Consider the following 17,813-nt stretch of genomic DNA (forward strand, 5'->3'; position numbering starts at 1 on the left):
TGGGAAAAGCCGAGGCCCCATATTTTGGGCCCCGGCTTTACATCATTTAAAATACCTTGCCAAACCATTATAGATGGCAGAGGTGACGGTTTCTTGGTATTCGTTCGTTGTAATCGTCAATTCGTCGACAGGGTTACTTAAGTAACCTAATTCAATCAGTGCAGCGACTCGTTTGTTTTCACGGATTACATGATAATCCCCAAACCGGTACCCGCGATTAGGTACCTGCATGGTGGAACCGAGTGAATGGGCTATGGAAGAGGCCAAGGCCTGCTGATAGCCGTGATAATAATACGTGGTTATCCCACTTGTAATCTGATCGATGGTGCTATCATAATGGAGGCTGATGAACGCATCGGCATTATGAATATGAGAGATGCTGACACGTGACGGAAGAGCCACATACGTATTGGAGCTTCTTGTTAGGATGACTTTTGCCCCAGCGGCCTGAAGCTTGTCCCGAAGTAACTCAGCCGTCTGGATGGTCAAGTTCTTTTCAAGAGTACCACCAACTCCGATTGTCCCGCTATCCCGGCCTCCATGACCTGGATCAATGATGATGACTTTATCTTCTAAATATTTTTCAACACCTGGTCGTTTAACTTGATCGGCGTTCCCCTCAACTTTAACAATCCAGCCTGCTACATAAGCGATTTTCCCATTCTTAAGCTTAATGGAGTACCAATCTCCCTCCATGCCAAGGACGGGGAAGGTTTCCCCCCCGTTAACTTGTCCAACGATGTCGGAGCCAGTGTCCGGTTTACTTCTAAGGATGGTGCCATCATGTAAAGTTGTAATGTTCTTACCTTTGTTAGGTTGGTTCGTTTTTTGGGCCGTTTGTTCCTCATTCTCAATTTCTAGGAACCAGCTGACGACCCATCCTTTTTTTGCGTCGGAAAGTTGAAGCTGTGTCATTTGTCCTTTTTGTTGGAGAACTGGATAAGTCTCATCCTTATTTACCGAACCGATGACTTCGCTATTCAAAGAATCTTTTTTCCGCACATTTAAACCTGTGGCGGTTATTCTTGCTATGGCCGTGCCTGCCGTGATTTCCTTGGTAACGTCTTTATCCTTGCCAATTTCTATGTATGATTCAGCGACCCATCCTTTTTTGCCTTTAAAGTTAATTTCAGCCCATTCATTATTGATTTGATAAACGGTGACCGAAGCACTCTTATTCAGTTTACCTAATGAGGCGCTGTTTTTGGATGGTTCCGAACGGACATTAAGGTTGTCGACCATGACGAAACCGGTTTTCAGGTTCCTTCCCGATTCTTCCTTAACATCTTGATTCACCTTGTTCTCTGCTGAAGAAGAAGGAAGCTGAATGTAGTCAGCTGCGACCCATCCCTCGATGTCACCTTTTTTAATTTGGACCCAATTTTCATTCTTTTCCATAATGTCCACTGGTGTACCTTTTGATAAGGTACTTACCGTTTGGAATGTGGTGCCTGGACCAAAACGGACACGGACGGAATCGCCGGTAATGGTACCTTGACCAGTTTTCATCCTGACTTGACCCGACTCCGTATTTCTTTCCACAAGCCAATTGGCCACCCAGCCTGTCCTACCGGTACCAATCCGTATTTCGTACCAATCATCTTTTTCATTAACGATTTCATATTTGTCGCCCTTTGTAAGCCTTTTGACGATAGGGTAACTAAGGCCCGCACCTTCACGGACATTGACCACCTTTGACGTCACGATAATTTCTCCTTCACTTTCTCCGAGTACGTGTTGTACCGGTGAAAAAGCCGTCATCATCAGCAACAGGGCAAGGGCAATGATTCCTGGTTTCCTTTTCATGGCTGTCTCTCTCCCTTTTCTGTCTATCTGTATCTATTCTCGTTCAATAAAAAATTTCCCTCTTTATTATGCAAAAAAGATTTATTTTTGGAAAGACTAAATCATATCTAAACGATGGAGGGGTACAAATGAAATTCAGCGAGAAGGCCCAAACGACATTAAATGGAGGCAATCAAGTATTAGGCGTCGATTTTCATGATTTCATCCAAAAGGAACAAACTGCAAATCTTGTTGAATTAGCATCCGAATTCGAAGTGAACGTCCGGACGATCAAAAACTTGAAAAAGAATCTCAATCAATGAAAGTTTCGACAAATTTCTCAAGGAATCTTGACATTTGAAGGCAACGTCCGTATGATTATACAATATCAGAACTATTACTGTAACAACCAATGATGGAGAAGAGTAATTAAGAAACACATGAACAAGAGAGGAAATGCCGAGGCTGAAAGCATTCCACATGATGACTTAATGAAAGAACCCTCCGTAGGTTTCACTCTGAACGATTTCACTAGTAGGAGATGGACGTAAGCAGGCGTTAACTGCTTTTAAGCGGAGGCACGTATTTATTGTGTTTCAACTAGGGTGGCACCACGGGATATTCAACTCTCGTCCCTTGTAACGATTATGTTACAAGGGGCGGGAGTTTTTTGTTTGGGATAAAATGGCGTTTGCTTTAAAGGAGGAAATAATTATGTCGATTCAGATTCCAAGAGGTACACAGGATTTACTGCCTGAACAAACGGAGATTTGGCAGTATATTGAAAAGACCGCGCGCGAAATTTGTCAACGTTATCAGTATAAAGAAATCCGTACGCCGATATTTGAACATACGGAATTATTTTTGCGGGGTGTAGGGGATACGACCGACATCGTGCAAAAAGAGATGTATTCATTCCAGGATCGCGGCGAAAGGAATCTGACGCTTCGTCCTGAAGGAACAGCTTCAGTCGTTCGTTCATACATCGAGAACAAAATGTTTGGTTGGGCGAATCAACCGGTCAAACTTTATTATATCGGACCTATGTTCCGGTATGAACGGCCCCAAGCAGGACGTTTCCGTCAGTTCGTTCAATTTGGGATCGAGGCTTTGGGCAGTAAGGATCCCGGCATTGATGCAGAGGTTCTTTCATTGGCGATGAGCCTGTACAAGGCACTTGGATTGAAAAAACTGAAATTGGTCATTAATAGCTTAGGGGATAAAGAAAGCCGGACAGCGCACCGCAATGCATTAATCCAGCATTTCGAGCCACGCATCGGCGAGTTCTGTGGTGATTGCCAGCAACGCCTGGAAAAAAACCCACTCCGTATTCTTGATTGTAAGAAAGACCACGATCATGAATTGATGCAAACGGCACCTTCCATCATTGATTATTTAAATGAGGAATCACGTATCTATTTCGAAAAAGTGAAGCAGCATTTAACAAATTTGGACATCGAGTTTGTCGAAGATCCAACACTTGTTCGCGGCTTGGATTATTACAATCATACAGCTTTTGAAATCATGAGTGATGCTGAAGGATTTGGAGCCATCACGACTCTATGCGGTGGAGGACGTTATAACGGACTTGCCGAAGAGCTTGGCGGTCCGGAAACGCCAGGAATTGGTTTTGCACTTAGCATCGAGCGTCTCATTGCTGCACTTTCAGCCGAAAATGTTCAACTTCCAATTAAAAAAGGCATCGATTGCTATCTTGTTTCATTAGGTGAAGCGGCTAAGGATTATAACGTTAAACTTGCCTATCAATTGCGTAATGCTGGATTCAAAGTCGAAAAAGACTACCAGGACCGTAAAGTAAAAGCCCAATTTAAATCAGCTGACCGTCTAGAAGCGAAATACGTGGCGACTCTCGGGGACGATGAATTGGCAAACAATAAAATCAGTCTAAAGTTCATGGAAACGGGCGAACAAGTCCAAATGGATCTAGCTACATTCGTTGAACAATTTAAAAAGCTACAGGCTTAAGGGGGAAATACCATGTTTGGCAGAACATACTTCAATGGAGAAGTAACAGAAGCAGCTATTGGTGAAAAGGTTACATTAAAAGGATGGGTACAAAAACGTCGTGACCTAGGTGGAGTCATCTTCATCGACCTTCGTGACAGAAGCGGGGTCGTACAAGTCGTTTTCAATCCAGATATCTCGGCAGCAGCCTTGGCAACCGCTGAAAAAATCCGTAATGAATACGTACTTGATATTCAAGGAACAGTCATCAAACGTGATGAGGCGAACATCAACCCGAACGTGACAACAGGTACGATTGAAGTTCAAGCGGAAAGCGTAACAATCTTGAATGAAGCAAAAACACCTCCGTTCATCATTGATGAAAGAACGGAAGTCTCAGAAGATATCCGTTTGAAATATCGTTACTTGGACCTACGTCGTCCAGCAATGTTCGAAACGTTGAAAATGCGTAACCAAACGACTAAAGCAATCCGTGATTTCTTGGACGGAGAAGGCTTCCTTGATATCGAAACACCGATTTTAACAAAGAGCACACCAGAAGGCGCACGTGATTACTTAGTGCCAAGCCGTGTCCATGATGGTGAATTTTACGCATTGCCACAATCTCCACAGCTTTTCAAACAGCTGTTGATGGTATCTGGCTTCGAACGCTACTACCAAATTGCCCGCTGTTTCCGTGATGAAGATTTACGTGCTGACAGACAGCCTGAATTCACGCAAATCGATATTGAAACTAGCTTCATGAGCCAGGAAGATATCATTAAAACGGCTGAAAACATGATGGCAAAAGTCATGAAAGACGTAAAAGGAATGGACGTAACCCTTCCATTCCCACAAATGACGTATAACGAAGCGATGAGCCGTTTTGGTTCAGACAAACCGGATACACGTTTTGCAATGGAATTGAAAGACGTATCTGAAATCGTGAAAGATAGCGACTTTAAAGTATTTACAGGAGCTATAGCGAATGGGGGACAAGTAAAAGCAATCGTCGTTAAGGACGGAAATGCAGACTATTCCCGTAAAGATATCGATGCATTGGCAGAATTTGCAGCGATTTACGGCGCGAAAGGCCTTGCTTGGTTGAAAGTCGAAGAAGACGGCGTAAAAGGACCCATCGCTAAATTCTTCGCTGAAGACCAACAACAATTAGTAGCTGCAGTGGAAGCGGAAGTAGGAGACCTTATCCTATTTGTTGCTGATAAAAAAGGAATCGTAGCGGATGCACTTGGTGCACTTCGTAACAAGCTTGGTAAAGAAAGAGGCTTGATCGACGAAAGCAAATTCAACTTCCTATGGGTTACAGACTGGCCATTATTTGAATATGATGAAGACGAAGGCCGCTACTACGCAGCCCACCATCCATTCACAATGCCATTCCGTGAAGACTTGGATATTCTTGAATCCGATCCAGCCAATGTCCGCGCACAAGCCTATGACCTTGTATTGAACGGATACGAGCTTGGCGGTGGTTCATTACGTATTTTCGAACGTGATGTTCAAGAAAAAATGTTCAAAGTACTAGGATTCACTGAAGAAGAAGCAAAAGCACAATTCGGATTCCTAATGGATGCCTTTGAATACGGAACACCTCCACATGGCGGAATTGCCCTTGGATTAGACCGTATGGTAATGTTGCTTGCGGGTCGTTCAAACCTTCGCGATACCATCGCGTTCCCAAAAACAGCTAGCGCCAGCGATTTGCTTGTAGATGCTCCAAGTCCGGTAAGCGACAAGCAATTAGCAGAACTAAGCATCAGATTGGCTGCAAAGAAAAGTAAGTAAATTGGTAAAAAATGATAAATTATACCTAGATGCTTTCTCTTGAAACACAGCTAAGTGATATGCTATGATGATTTCAACAAGTAAGAGTCCTGATGTGTTCGTTCTTTAACCTATAAGTTTTGACCGAACACTTATAGTTACCGGGAGCACTAGTTTCCAGGCCGCGTAAATGCCTCCTTCGTAGAGGACTTACAAATGCAAGGAACCGAGCACCCACCTGCGGAGAGCGGGTTCAAAACAAAGGCATAAACGGCACAATTGGGACTCTTACTCATAACAAAGTAACTCATGTTGAGAAAACATGGGTTTTTTTGTGTGCTTTGGATATTGACTGATAAAAGAGGCGTTTTGACCGATAAATGTATTCATTTGACCGATAAAAGTGCTGATTTAACCGATAAAAACACAAACGGACCGATAAAAGACGTGCAGAACCCTTTTATGCAGGATTCATCTGCAGACATGTCGAAAAAAGCATGTAAGGAGAGTGATGAAATGATTAAAAAACCATGCAAGAAGCCAATTAAGATGCTCAAACTAGAAGCGTTGACGAGGAGGCTACCTGAACACCATCCTAAGCATCACCTTATAACGAGTGATTATCGGAAAATACACACGGGCCATAAAGGAGAACGAGCCATCGGTGCTGAGTTAGCCTATCTATCAGGGGAATTTTACATCTTTCATGATCTGCGATTACAGCATGACGCAACTCGTTTTTTTCAACTGGATCTATTGCTTTTGTCCAAAAACGTAATGATTATTATAGAGGTGAAAAACTTTGCCGGTTCACTTTATTTTGATCGACTTTATCCTCAATTGATCCGTACGAAAGACGGGCAGGAACAAGCCTACCTTGACCCGCTTCTACAGGTGAATATCCAGAAATCCCGCTTAATCGATTGGATGAGGCTTCATAAATTCCCGGAGATTCCGATAGAAACCCTCATTGCTAATGCAAACCCGAATGCCATCATCAAAACTACGCCTGGGCACACTTCGATTTTCAACCAAATTACTGGTAAAGAAACCCTCAACGCTAGAATACGAACCCTTGAAAATAAGTATCCTTCCCATTTACTGACGCAAAGGCAATTCAACAAACTTTCTAATAGCTTCCTCCAAAAAAACACCCCGCTTAATCAGAATATCCTACACGTGTACCAAATCCCTGAAACTGAATTATTGAAAGGTGTCCAATTTCCGGAATGTATGGCTCTTCCCATGAAACGCGGGCGGGGAAAATGGATATGCCCTTCATGTTCGCATAGCTCAAAGAATGCTCACTTACAAGCATTGCATGATTTTGCCCTCCTTTTCCGTCCTACGGTAACGAATAAAGATGTGCGTTCGTTTCTGCAAATTGAATCAGGAACGGTTGCCAATCGTATCCTGTCAGGAATGAAGGTCGATCATTACGGATCATATAAAGGGCGAGAATATGTTCTTGAATGGGAGGTTGACTGATATAAAGTGAGTTTTGACCGATAAATGTTACATTAGACCGATAAAAGTGCAAAATTGACCGGTAAAAACATCAAACCGACTGATACCCGCACTATTTATGGAACATTCCGTGATGTACGTTCGTAAATTATGAGTAGGAGTATAAATCTTTAGCGAGGATAGAAAGTAGTGAGGGCTTTGAAGGACTTATTGCACGCGAAAAGGAAAGAAATGCTCCAATTATTGGAGCAGCTTGTGAATATCGATAGCGGTTCTTATACAAAAAAAGGCATTGATGAAATCGGAGCGATTTTAAAAAAGAAATTTGAGGATCTTAATTTTCTAGTGACGGTAATTAAACAGGAGAAATATGGCGATCATTTAGTCATCCAGCACCGTGAAGCAATGTCTCCGCATATTCTCATTATTGGTCATATGGATACCGTTTTTTCGGAAGGGACGGCGAAGAAACGTCCGTTCAAAATGGTGGGCCCGCGTGCATATGGGCCAGGTGTTATTGACATGAAGGGAAGCTTGGTCGAGCTTCTATATGCGATTTTTTGCATGAAGCTCACTGGACAAACCGGCTATAAACATATACAGATCATTTTGAACAGTGATGAAGAGATAGGGTCGCCATCGTCTGCCGCGCTCATTTCGGAAAAAGCCAAGGACCAGAAGTTCGCGCTTGTGTTAGAGCCAGCGAGAGCAGATGGTTCGCTTGTCACCGCGAGAAGAGGTTGCGGCCAATTCAAGGTGGAGGTTGTAGGGAAATCTGCACATTCTGGGGTTGAACCGGAAAAAGGTCAGAGTGCGATTGAAGAATTGGCTCATAAGATCCTCGCCCTGCATCGGTTAACGGATCATCAACTAGGCATCGGTGTAAATGTTGGAATCATAGAAGGCGGGGTGGCGGTCAATACAGTTGCACCCCATGCATCAGCTTTAATAGATGTGCGAATCTCAAAAAGAAATCAGGCGCAGTTCGTCTTTAAGCAAATGAAGGATATCTGTGCCCAAACGTTTGTAGCGGGAACAAAAACTAGCCTGAGCGGTAAGATGGACCGGCCGCCCATGGAAAAGACGGAGAAAACCACCGTCTTATTGGAAATCATCCGGCAAGCGGGTGAGGAAATGGGCATCACCATCACCGATACGGAAACGGGTGGAGGCTCGGATGCGTCGTTCCCCTCTGAATTAGGGATCGCAACGATTGATGGACTCGGACCGATTGGAGGCCATGCCCATAGCGAAGATGAATATTTAGAGATAGAAAGCCTGTTAGAACGCACACTCCTATTAGCCATCTTGCTTGAAAAATTGTCTCGAATGAACTAGCCTGCCAATTCCGATAAAACTGGTCATATTTGCTTGTCATCCCTGATGTTTATGATATATTGTTAATTGGGAACACAAATAAGATCAGAATTTATTGGAGTTGAAAATATATGCTGCATCAGTTTTCACGAAATGAACTAGCGATTGGTAAAGAGGGCATGGATCGGTTGAAAAACACGACGGTTGCTGTCCTTGGTGTAGGCGGAGTCGGTTCTTTTTCAGCCGAAGCGTTGGCACGTACAGGTGTTGGCCGGATTATCCTTGTCGATAAAGATGATGTGGACATCACAAATGTAAACAGACAGATCCATGCGCTTCTTTCGACTGTGGGTCAGCCAAAAGCCGAATTGATGAAAGCGCGCATCCAGGATATTAATCCGGAGTGTGAAGTCATCGCCTTGAAGATGTTTTATACAGAAGAAACCTTCGATGAATTCTTCAGTTATAATCTCGATTATGTCATCGATGCATCCGATACGGTCATCTACAAAATGCATGTCATGAAAGAGTGCCTGAAACGAAATATCAAGATCATCGCAAGTATGGGTGCCGCAAATAAAATGGATCCAACCCGCTTCCAGATTGCTGATATTTCGAAGACACATACCGATCCGCTTGCGAAAGTCATCCGCACAAGATTGCGTAAAGAAGGCATCACAAAAGGAATTCCGGTTGTATTTTCCGATGAAAGCCCAATTGTGATACGTGAGGATGTCCGGAAAGAGGTCGGTAATGATGAGGCGAAAATCCGTAAAGCTCAAATGCCTCCATCTTCCAATGCGTTCGTTCCATCTGTAGCCGGCTTAATTGCGGCAAGCTGGGTCATCAATGACCTATTAAAAGATATTGAAGTTCGTCGTGTTAACGATTAATAAGCCGGAAGCTGACTCTGATCCAGGGTCAGTTTTTTTGTTTTAATAATTACATATATTTACTATTTTACCGAAAAATATAGACAAACTACCTAGAATGAGATACATTATTTTCAGAATATTCTTTTTGTTTTTAAAGAAAAAGGGGGTTTCAAATGAAAAAGAAAAAGTTAGCAGGCATGGTTTTATCACTATCATTAATCGCGGGGGCACTGGCAGGTTGCAATGGTGACTCGAAAACCAGTAGTTCAGGCGGAGGATCATCCAGTTCAGGAGACACCATAAAAATTGGTGCGAACCTTGAATTGTCAGGTGGGACGGCCTCATTTGGTCAGTCTGCAATGGATGGTTTGCAATTGGCCATCGATGAAATCAATAAAGAAGGAATCAATGGTAAAAAAATTGAAATTAAAAAAGTGGATAATAAATCGGATGCAGCAGAAGCAACGAACGGTTCGATTAAACTTGTCAGTCAGGATAAAGTAGTGGCGATTGTAGGATCCGCTACAAGTACAAACACGTTGGCACAAGTTCAGGTCGCACAGGATAACAAGATTCCTCTACTTACACCAACCGCAACCAATCCCGATATCACGAACAAAGCTGGAAAATTGAATGATTATGTGTTTAGAACATGCTTCATCGATCCATTCCAAGGAACCGTTGCAGCCAATTTCGCAACAGATGAAGTGAAGGCGAAGACTGCTGCCATTTATGTTGACAGTGCAAGCGATTACTCAAAAGGACTCGCTGCAGCCTTTAAGGAAGCCTTTACGAAAAATGGAGGGAAAATCGTATCGGAAGAAGCTTATGTGACAAAAGATACTGATTTCCGTGCCACATTGACTCGCATCAAGTCAGCAAAACCAGAGTTCGTATTTCTTCCAGGTTACTATGAAGAAGTCGGTCTGATCTTGAAGCAAGCTCGGGAAAATGGAATGGACCTCCCGTTCATGGGTGGAGACGGCTGGGATTCACCAAAAGTCGTGGAAATTGCCGGAGCGGAAGCTTTGAAGAACACCTATATCACTAATCACTATTCGCCGGAAGACGAAGACGCTAAGATTCAAGATTTCGTTTCAGCATTCAAAGCTAAATACAACAAAACACCTGATGCTTTTGCTGCATTAGGCTACGACACTGGTTACTATTTGGCTGATGCCATCAAAAGAGCTGGAGACCCAACATCTGAAAATATCAGAAAAGCATTAGAAGAAGTGAAGGATTTCGAATTAGTCTCAGGAACCTTGAACTTGGATGAAAACCATGATCCGATTAAATCGGCCACCATCTTGGAATATGTGGATGGCAAACAAACCTTTAATACGAAGATTGATCCGTGATCTAGATTGATTCAAAGGGACCGCCATATGGCGGTCTTTTTGTTGTAATATGCCAGCAGAAATACCTGCATATTTATATAGTATTATACAATTTTGAAATAGAAATCTGTATAAAAGATACGTGCTGAATGTAGGCGTAAAAACCTATCAGGATACTCAAGAATAGAAAATTAAGGAAATGATAAGGTTGGATGTTACTAATGACGGAATAAAAAATGACCGATGAAAAACGTAGGTTTATAACATTGAAATAAAGAAACTCTTTGATTTTTCTCTGTTAATAACGAGGATGGCATATATCAATATAATAATAGCTTGCAAAGGTCTATGAGATATAGACTATTGGACAAAATGTTCATGAATTTTACGTCTAGACGTGGTGAAAATTATGCGGTACACTATTTTCAAAATATTTATTTAATTGTAAATATTTATATTAATCTGTTATTTAAACGGTGTATTGAATAAATATTCATGCGCCACAAACAAAGATTACCAAATAGGGGGTTCATTATGAAAAAGAAGAAATTAGCAAGTGCATTTCTTTCGTTATCACTTGCAGCGGGGGTATTGGCAGGTTGTTCCGGATCGGACTCTGCTTCAACATCAAAAAAGGGTGAAGAGGGAGACACGATCAAAATCGGTGTGAACCTTGAATTATCAGGGGGAGTAGCCTCTTATGGACAATCGATTTCAGAAGGCCTCAAGCTTGCGACTGAAGAAATTAACAAAGAAGGCATTGATGGAAAAAAAATCAAACTTATACCAGTTGATAATAAATCGGAAGCGGCTGAAGCGACTAGTGGTGCCATCAAGCTGACTTCTCAAGATAAGGTGACAGCGATCGTCGGTGCCGCAACGAGTACGAATACAATCGCACAGGTGCAGATTGCCCAAGATAATAAGGTTCCGGTCATCTCTCCTTCTGGGACAAGCCCAGAAATCACATATAAAGATGATAAATTGAATGATTATGTTTTCAGAACAAGCTTTATCGATCCTTTCCAAGGAACCGTTGCAGCGAATTTCGCCACTAGCGAAATCAAAGCAAAAAGCGCAGCCATCTATATTGATAGTGCAAGCGATTATTCAAAAGGGTTAGCGGCAGCTTTTAAGGAACAATTCGAAAAAAATGGTGGAAAAGTTGTAGCGGAAGAAGCTTATATTGCCAAGGATACTGATTTCCGTTCTACACTGACTCGCCTGAAATCGGCAAAACCGGATTTCATCTTCCTACCAGGCTACTATGAAGAAGCTGGATTGATCGTTAAGCAGGCTCGTGAAACAGGTCTTGACGTTCCATTCATGGGCGGCGATGGTTGGGATTCTCCTAAACTAGTTGAAATTGCTGGTGAGAAGGCTCTAAATAATACATTCATCACCAACCATTATTCTTCAGGTGACCCTGACGAAAAGATCCAGAACTTTGTGTCGGCATTCAAGGCTGAATACAAAGACAAATCCCCTGATGCTTTTAACGCTTTAGGCTACGATACTGGCTACTTCCTTGCCGATGCCATTAAACGTGCCGGATCTTCGGATTCGGATAAGATCAAGGATGCTTTGGAAAAAACAAAAGATCTTAGCCTTGTGACGGGAACATTTACATTAGATGAAAAACACAATCCAATCAAATCCGCTACGATCCTTGAGTTTAAAGAAGGAAAACAGGTATTCAATACAAAAATCAATCCTGAATGATCTGGGAAAGGTTTTAACCTTCGCCGGCCCTTCTTCGATTAGAAGGTGCTGGCGACTTCTCATTTTTTACCCACTGAAAAAATAGACGTGCCGCATTATAAAATTAGATTTTTCAAGGAGAGTCGAATATGGAATTGGTACAACAGCTAATAAATGGAGTTTCACTCGGTAGCATTTATGCCCTTATCGCTCTCGGATATACGATGGTGTATGGAATTGTTAAACTGATAAACTTCGCACATGGTGACGTCTTCATGGTCGGATCATTCGTTGGTTTCTACTCGATAACGGTTTTGGAACTGTCATTCGTGCCAGCTCTTCTTATATCAATGACGGTCTGTGCACTCTTTGGCGTATTAATTGAACGGATCGCATACAAGCCATTGCGCAATGCAACGCGCATTGCCGCTCTTATAACCGCCATCGGTGTTTCGCTTTTGATCGAATATGGATTCATCTATGTCCGTGGTGCACAGCCGGAAGCTTATCCGAGTGATGTATTGCCTTCGGATAAAATCAATATATTCGGTGCTTCGATAAACAGCCAGTCGGTATTGATCTTTGGCGTAGCCGTCGCATTGATGATCGTTCTACAAATCATTGTGCATCGAACGAAAATCGGGAAGGCGATGCGTGCCGTTTCTTTCGATGCAGATGCGGCTAAGCTAATGGGGATCAACGTCAATAATACGATTTCAGCAACATTTGCAATCGGTTCCGCATTAGCGGGAGCAGCAGGGGTCATTTTTGGTATCTATTATATAAAAATCGAGCCTTTGATGGGAGTGCTCCCAGGGTTGAAGGCATTCGTAGCCGCGGTGCTTGGTGGAATCGGAATTATCCCAGGTGCGATGGTCGGAGGATTATTGCTTGGAGTCATCGAGGCTTTGGTCAGTGCCGCCGGCTATTCATTATGGCGAGATGCCGTAGCCTTTATCGTACTGATTCTTATCTTGATTTTCATGCCACAAGGCTTGTTCGGTAAAAACAAAAAAGAAAAAGTATAAGGGAGACAAAGCTATGACTACTTTTAAGCGGGCCAAAGGTTTTTGGCTCTCGATCGTCCTATCACTGATCTTTTTCGCCGTGGTCCAGGTACTGATCGGCGGCGGTTCTTTGAATCCTTTTTATCAAAATACGCTCATGTTCATCGGGATCAATATTATTTTGGCAACGAGCCTTCATTTAATCATCGGGATTACCGGTCAATTTTCAATCGGACATGCCGGCTTTCTGGCCGTCGGTGCATACGCTTCAGCGGTCGTTACCATGAAGTTGCAAATGCCGTTTCCCCTGGCATTGATTATAGGTGGGTTGATCGCAGCGCTTGCCGGTTTGATCATTGGGATTCCAAGCTTGCGTCTTAAAGGGGATTACCTGGCAATCGCGACCTTGGGGTTTGGAGAAATCGTCCGGATCGTGCTCTTGAATATTGACTATGTAGGCGGGGCAAGCGGAATGCAAGTATCGCATTTGACTACTTGGCCGTGGGTGTTCGGGTCCGTACTCATCACAGTCCTTGTCATCCGGAACTTTACAAGTTCGACACATGGAAGGGCCTGCATCTCGATCCGTGAGGACGAAACGGCAGCTGATTCGATGGGAATCAACACAACCTATTATAAAGTTGTCGCGTTTGCAATCGGTGCTTTCTTTGCTGGAATCGCTGGAGGGTTATATGCCCACAACTTCTATATTATCCAACCGTCGAACTTTGGGTTCTTGAAATCATTCGATATCTTAATTCTAGTCGTACTCGGTGGACTTGGAAGCTTATCCGGTTCCGTATTGGCAGCTATCCTTCTTACGGTCGTCACGACATTCCTGCAAGACTATCCAGAAACAAGAATGATCATTTACAGCCTTGTTCTGATTGTGATGATGATTTATCGTCCACAAGGCTTGATGGGAACGAAAGAAATAACGTCCATGTTCAATCGTAAAGGAGGCAGCAGCCATGGCAACAACAAAAACACCGCTGCTTAAAGTCGACTCGGTCGGCATCCAGTTTGGAGGGCTTAAAGCGGTATCCGATGTTAACGTCGAGTTGTATCCGGGGGAATTGGTCGGTTTAATCGGACCGAATGGAGCTGGGAAAACGACATTTTTCAACTTATTGACTGGGGTTTATGTCCCGACTGAGGGCACCATTTCCCTTGACGGGGAAAACTTGAGGAAACGTCCGCCCTATAAAATCACGCAAAAAGGAATCAGCCGGACGTTCCAGAATATCCGTTTGTTCAGTGAACTTTCGGTGATTGATAACGTAAAGGTAGCCTATCATTCTCTTTCGAAACATAGCATTGTCAGTTCCATCTTGCGTTTCCCCACCCATTTTAAAGGGGAACAGGAAATGGAGGAAAAGGCCATTGAATTCCTGAAGATCTTCAATCTGGATCGATACAAGGATGAAAAGGCGAAAAACCTGCCATATGGTCAGCAAAGGCGCTTGGAAATTGCCCGTGCCCTTGCCGCTAACCCGAAATTACTCTTACTCGATGAACCGGCGGCCGGCATGAATCCCCAGGAAACACACGAACTCATGAAATTGATTGCGCTAATCCGTGAGAAATTTGACTTGACCGTGCTGTTGATTGAACACGATATGCCACTTGTCATGGGTGTATGCGAGCGTATCTATGTGCTCGATCATGGCCAGTTGATCGCTCAAGGAAAGCCGGAAGAAATACGTAACAATCCAAAAGTCATCGAGGCCTATCTGGGCGAGGAGGTTTCATAATGTTAACAATCGAGGATATTAACGTATATTACGGGAACATACAGGCACTAAGGGGTGTCTCCCTCACAATCAACCAAGGTGAAATCGTCACCCTGATTGGGGCGAACGGAGCAGGTAAAAGTACGATGCTCAAGACGATTTCCGGCTTATTGAAACCGAAACAAGGAAAGATTCTTTATGAGAATCAATCAATCGGTGGCAAACCTGCCCAATCGATCGTGAAGATGGGAATCTCACATGTCCCGGAAGGACGCCGTGTTTTCGCCAACATGACGGTGGAAGAAAACCTTCAACTAGGTGCTTATTTACGAAAAGACAAGGCGGAGATCAAAAAGGATATGGAAAAGGTATACGAACTATTTCCACGCTTGCTTGAGAGACTGAAGCAACAATCGGGAACCCTTTCTGGCGGAGAGCAGCAAATGCTCGCGATGGGTCGGGCCCTCATGGCAAAGCCGCGTCTGCTCTTATTGGATGAGCCTTCGATGGGACTTGCACCGTTACTGGTGAAACAGATTTTCAGCATCATTGAAGAAATCAATAAAACGGGCACGACCATTCTACTCGTCGAACAAAATGCAAACCTTGCGTTATCCATTGCAGATCGAGCGTATGTAGTGGAAACGGGTCGCATCGTCCTATCGGGTCAAGCTGAGGAATTAACGGCAAGTGAAGAAATCAAGAATGCCTATTTAGGAGGACACTGAAACCGCAAATTGCGGTTTTTTCTTTTGATAAAAATGGAAATGATTCATATTGACTAGATGAAAAATTAGTAAATCTAAATCTATCAGTATACAATTTAGATAGAGGGAACTAATGAAAAAATCCCCATAACAATCTATTGGAGTGATCCCATGCAAAAATTATTTCAGTCCATCCTACCTATCGCACTTCTTTTAACATTTTTGCCAATTCAACAGCCAGAAGCCGTTTTTGCAGAGGAAACTCCTAATGCCGATGGTGTCATTGTAAAATATATAGAAACAAATCATGAGCCTATCAGCGAATTAATTGAGGCGGTAGACATCCCTAAAGGGCAAACCCCAGAAAAGCTAATAGAGAAGCTTGAAGATCAGAAAAAGGTAGAGTATGCAGAGCCAAACTATCTTTTTAAAAAGATGGAAAGTCCGGCTGACCCTATCTTTAAGGAACAATGGCATCACCAAAAAATCGGGACGAAAGCTGCATGGAAAAAGACCATGGGCTCAAAAGAAATGATCGTAGCCATCATTGATGATGGCATTGACCGCAATCATGAAGATTTAAAAGGGAAGATTTATAAAGGATATGATACCGTACGGGAGAGAAAGAATATCTTGCCCAAAGGAGAACATGGAACGCATGTTGCGGGGATCATTGCCGGTTCTGCCAACAATAAAGTAGGCGGCGCAGGTGTGGCCCCTACGATTAAAATTATGCCGATTAACGTTTTTAACGGACAATATGCAGATACAGTCGATATTATTGAAGCCATTCATTATGCGATCGAAAACGGGGCCGACATAATCAATATGAGTCTAGGAGAAAACCATTATTCAAAGGCGCTAGATAAAGCGGTCCAAGAGGCGTATAAAGAAGGGGTACTGATTATCGCAGCGTCCGGAAATGACGGGGATTTGAAAAAGAGCAACAAGCGAGTATACCCTGCCGCATTCAGTCATGTCATCTCGGTGGGTGCCACCACATCAAAAGATAAGCGCGCCACTTATTCCAATTACGATTCATCGGTGGATATTACAGCCCCCGGGGACAAAATCCTTTCAACATTTCCTAATAATCGATATGCCTATATGAGCGGTACGTCGATGGCGACACCCATTGTTACCGGTGTAGCCGCATTGATTTGGTCCAATGAACCGAAACTTTCCCAATTAGCGGTGGAATACCGGCTATATGATTCGGCTATCGATCTAGGCACAAAAGGGAAAGATGTCTACTATGGAAACGGGCGGGTCAATGCCAAAAAGGCGCTTGAGATGAAGACCCTCAGTAAGCCTTCTGTGACAGGCATCTCGGATAAGGATAAGAAAATTAAAGGAACGATACCTAATAACTTCAAAACAGGCACCGTCTCCATTTATACGAAGAAAAAAACGCTTGCCACGGTAAAAATCAACGGGGAAAAGACATTTTCAGCGACGATTGGCAAACAGAAAGCCGGTCAGAAAGTGTATATACGGGTCGTCGATAAAACAGGAAATAAAAGCGTACCGGTCTCCCTTACAGTTACCGATAAAACCGCCCCACCTAAGCCGACAGTAAATGTTGTCGGTGACAATACGACAAAGGTGACGGGGAAAGCGGAAGCGAGTTCGAGCGTGATAGTCAAAACGGGAACGACTACGCTTGGAAAGGCCACCACCAACAGCTCAGGCAAATTCACCGCGACGATGAAGAAAAAGCAAAAGGCTGGAAAAGTGCTTATCGTAACCGTAACCGATAAAGCGGGAAACAAAAGCCCTGCCAAAAAAGTGACGGTTAAGGATAAAACCGCACCAAGCATGCCGACAGTCAATAAAGTTACGCCCAAAACAACAAAGGTGACAGGGAAGGCAGAAGCAAGCTCAACTGTTTCTATCAAAACATCAGGCAAAGTCATCGGATCTGCCAAAGCTACCAATAAAGGCAACTTCACGGTCAAGATTGCCAAGCAAAGTGCCGGGAAAATCGTGTATGTCTATGCAAAAGACGAAGCAAAGAATGTAAGTAAGTCGAGAAAAGTGACCGTGAAAAAGTAAAACTGTGATAGAGAGGAAGCCTCCGAGAATCTGGGAGGCTTTTTTTGTCATGAATCTCATGAAATTAGTATATTAA

The 17,813-nt window shown here is 43.3% G+C and carries 14 protein-coding genes, 1 other RNA gene and 1 other annotated feature; of the genes, 14 read left to right on the forward strand and 1 reads right to left on the reverse strand.

Annotated features, from left to right (window positions below):
* Nucleotides 1-42: 42 nt before the first annotated feature.
* Nucleotides 43-1,806, reverse strand: a complete 1,764-nt coding sequence (locus ACIQXR_RS00100) for an N-acetylmuramoyl-L-alanine amidase family protein (RefSeq protein WP_402869813.1) — start codon at nucleotides 1,804-1,806, stop codon at nucleotides 43-45.
* A 128-nt stretch (nucleotides 1,807-1,934) separates the two neighbouring features.
* On the opposite strand from ACIQXR_RS00100, the gene ACIQXR_RS00105 reads away from it, so the two are divergent.
* The 14 genes from ACIQXR_RS00105 (at nucleotide 1,935) to ACIQXR_RS00170 (ending at nucleotide 17,737) form a co-directional block, all read left to right on the forward strand.
* A complete protein-coding gene (locus ACIQXR_RS00105) occupies nucleotides 1,935-2,108 on the forward strand; it encodes a hypothetical protein (RefSeq protein WP_402869812.1) in 174 nt (57 codons plus the stop codon).
* An 80-nt stretch (nucleotides 2,109-2,188) separates the two neighbouring features.
* Nucleotides 2,189-2,425: a binding site (T-box leader), on the forward strand.
* Between the two features lie 74 nt (nucleotides 2,426-2,499).
* Nucleotides 2,500-3,771, forward strand: coding sequence for a histidine--tRNA ligase (hisS, locus tag ACIQXR_RS00110; RefSeq protein WP_402869810.1), 1,272 nt, complete (start codon nucleotides 2,500-2,502; stop codon nucleotides 3,769-3,771).
* Nucleotides 3,772-3,783: 12 nt separating this feature from the next.
* Nucleotides 3,784-5,556: an aspartate--tRNA ligase gene (gene aspS, locus ACIQXR_RS00115; RefSeq protein WP_402869808.1), complete on the forward strand. Its 1,773-nt coding sequence runs from the start codon at nucleotides 3,784-3,786 to the stop codon at nucleotides 5,554-5,556.
* A gap of 83 nt (nucleotides 5,557-5,639) precedes the next feature.
* Nucleotides 5,640-5,825, forward strand: a non-coding RNA gene (gene ssrS, locus ACIQXR_RS00120) — 6S RNA.
* 46 nt (nucleotides 5,826-5,871) lie between these two features.
* A complete protein-coding gene (locus ACIQXR_RS00125) occupies nucleotides 5,872-7,023 on the forward strand; it encodes a nuclease-related domain-containing protein (protein WP_403079275.1) in 1,152 nt (383 codons plus the stop codon).
* A gap of 168 nt (nucleotides 7,024-7,191) precedes the next feature.
* The gene (locus ACIQXR_RS00130; protein ID WP_403079277.1) at nucleotides 7,192-8,340 is read left to right on the forward strand and encodes a M20 family metallopeptidase; all 1,149 of its coding nucleotides are present in this window, start codon (nucleotides 7,192-7,194) and stop codon (nucleotides 8,338-8,340) included.
* Nucleotides 8,341-8,450: 110 nt separating this feature from the next.
* Nucleotides 8,451-9,212: a tRNA threonylcarbamoyladenosine dehydratase gene (locus ACIQXR_RS00135; protein ID WP_402869802.1), complete on the forward strand. Its 762-nt coding sequence runs from the start codon at nucleotides 8,451-8,453 to the stop codon at nucleotides 9,210-9,212.
* A 155-nt stretch (nucleotides 9,213-9,367) separates the two neighbouring features.
* Nucleotides 9,368-10,555 carry an ABC transporter substrate-binding protein gene (locus ACIQXR_RS00140; protein WP_402869801.1) on the forward strand — a complete coding sequence of 396 codons (1,188 nt, stop codon included), beginning with the start codon at nucleotides 9,368-9,370 and terminating at the stop codon, nucleotides 10,553-10,555.
* Nucleotides 10,556-11,068: 513 nt separating this feature from the next.
* Nucleotides 11,069-12,256 carry an ABC transporter substrate-binding protein gene (locus tag ACIQXR_RS00145; protein WP_402869799.1) on the forward strand — a complete coding sequence of 396 codons (1,188 nt, stop codon included), beginning with the start codon at nucleotides 11,069-11,071 and terminating at the stop codon, nucleotides 12,254-12,256.
* Between the two features lie 128 nt (nucleotides 12,257-12,384).
* Nucleotides 12,385-13,263 carry a branched-chain amino acid ABC transporter permease gene (locus ACIQXR_RS00150; RefSeq protein WP_402869797.1) on the forward strand — a complete coding sequence of 293 codons (879 nt, stop codon included), beginning with the start codon at nucleotides 12,385-12,387 and terminating at the stop codon, nucleotides 13,261-13,263.
* Between the two features lie 13 nt (nucleotides 13,264-13,276).
* Complete coding sequence (locus tag ACIQXR_RS00155; protein WP_402869795.1) at nucleotides 13,277-14,242, forward strand: branched-chain amino acid ABC transporter permease; 966 nt, start codon at nucleotides 13,277-13,279, stop codon at nucleotides 14,240-14,242.
* A complete protein-coding gene (locus ACIQXR_RS00160) occupies nucleotides 14,214-14,996 on the forward strand; it encodes an ABC transporter ATP-binding protein (RefSeq protein ID WP_402869793.1) in 783 nt (260 codons plus the stop codon). Before ACIQXR_RS00155 ends, ACIQXR_RS00160 begins: the two co-directional genes overlap by 29 nt.
* Nucleotides 14,996-15,703 carry an ABC transporter ATP-binding protein gene (locus ACIQXR_RS00165; RefSeq protein ID WP_402869791.1) on the forward strand — a complete coding sequence of 236 codons (708 nt, stop codon included), beginning with the start codon at nucleotides 14,996-14,998 and terminating at the stop codon, nucleotides 15,701-15,703. Before ACIQXR_RS00160 ends, ACIQXR_RS00165 begins: the two co-directional genes overlap by 1 nt.
* 150 nt (nucleotides 15,704-15,853) lie before the next feature.
* The gene (locus ACIQXR_RS00170; RefSeq protein WP_402869789.1) at nucleotides 15,854-17,737 is read left to right on the forward strand and encodes a S8 family serine peptidase; all 1,884 of its coding nucleotides are present in this window, start codon (nucleotides 15,854-15,856) and stop codon (nucleotides 17,735-17,737) included.
* The last annotated feature ends 76 nt before the right edge of the window (nucleotides 17,738-17,813 follow it).

The organism is Peribacillus sp. NPDC097224, assembly GCF_044761985.1.
Taxonomy (GTDB): domain Bacteria; phylum Bacillota; class Bacilli; order Bacillales; family DSM-1321; genus Peribacillus.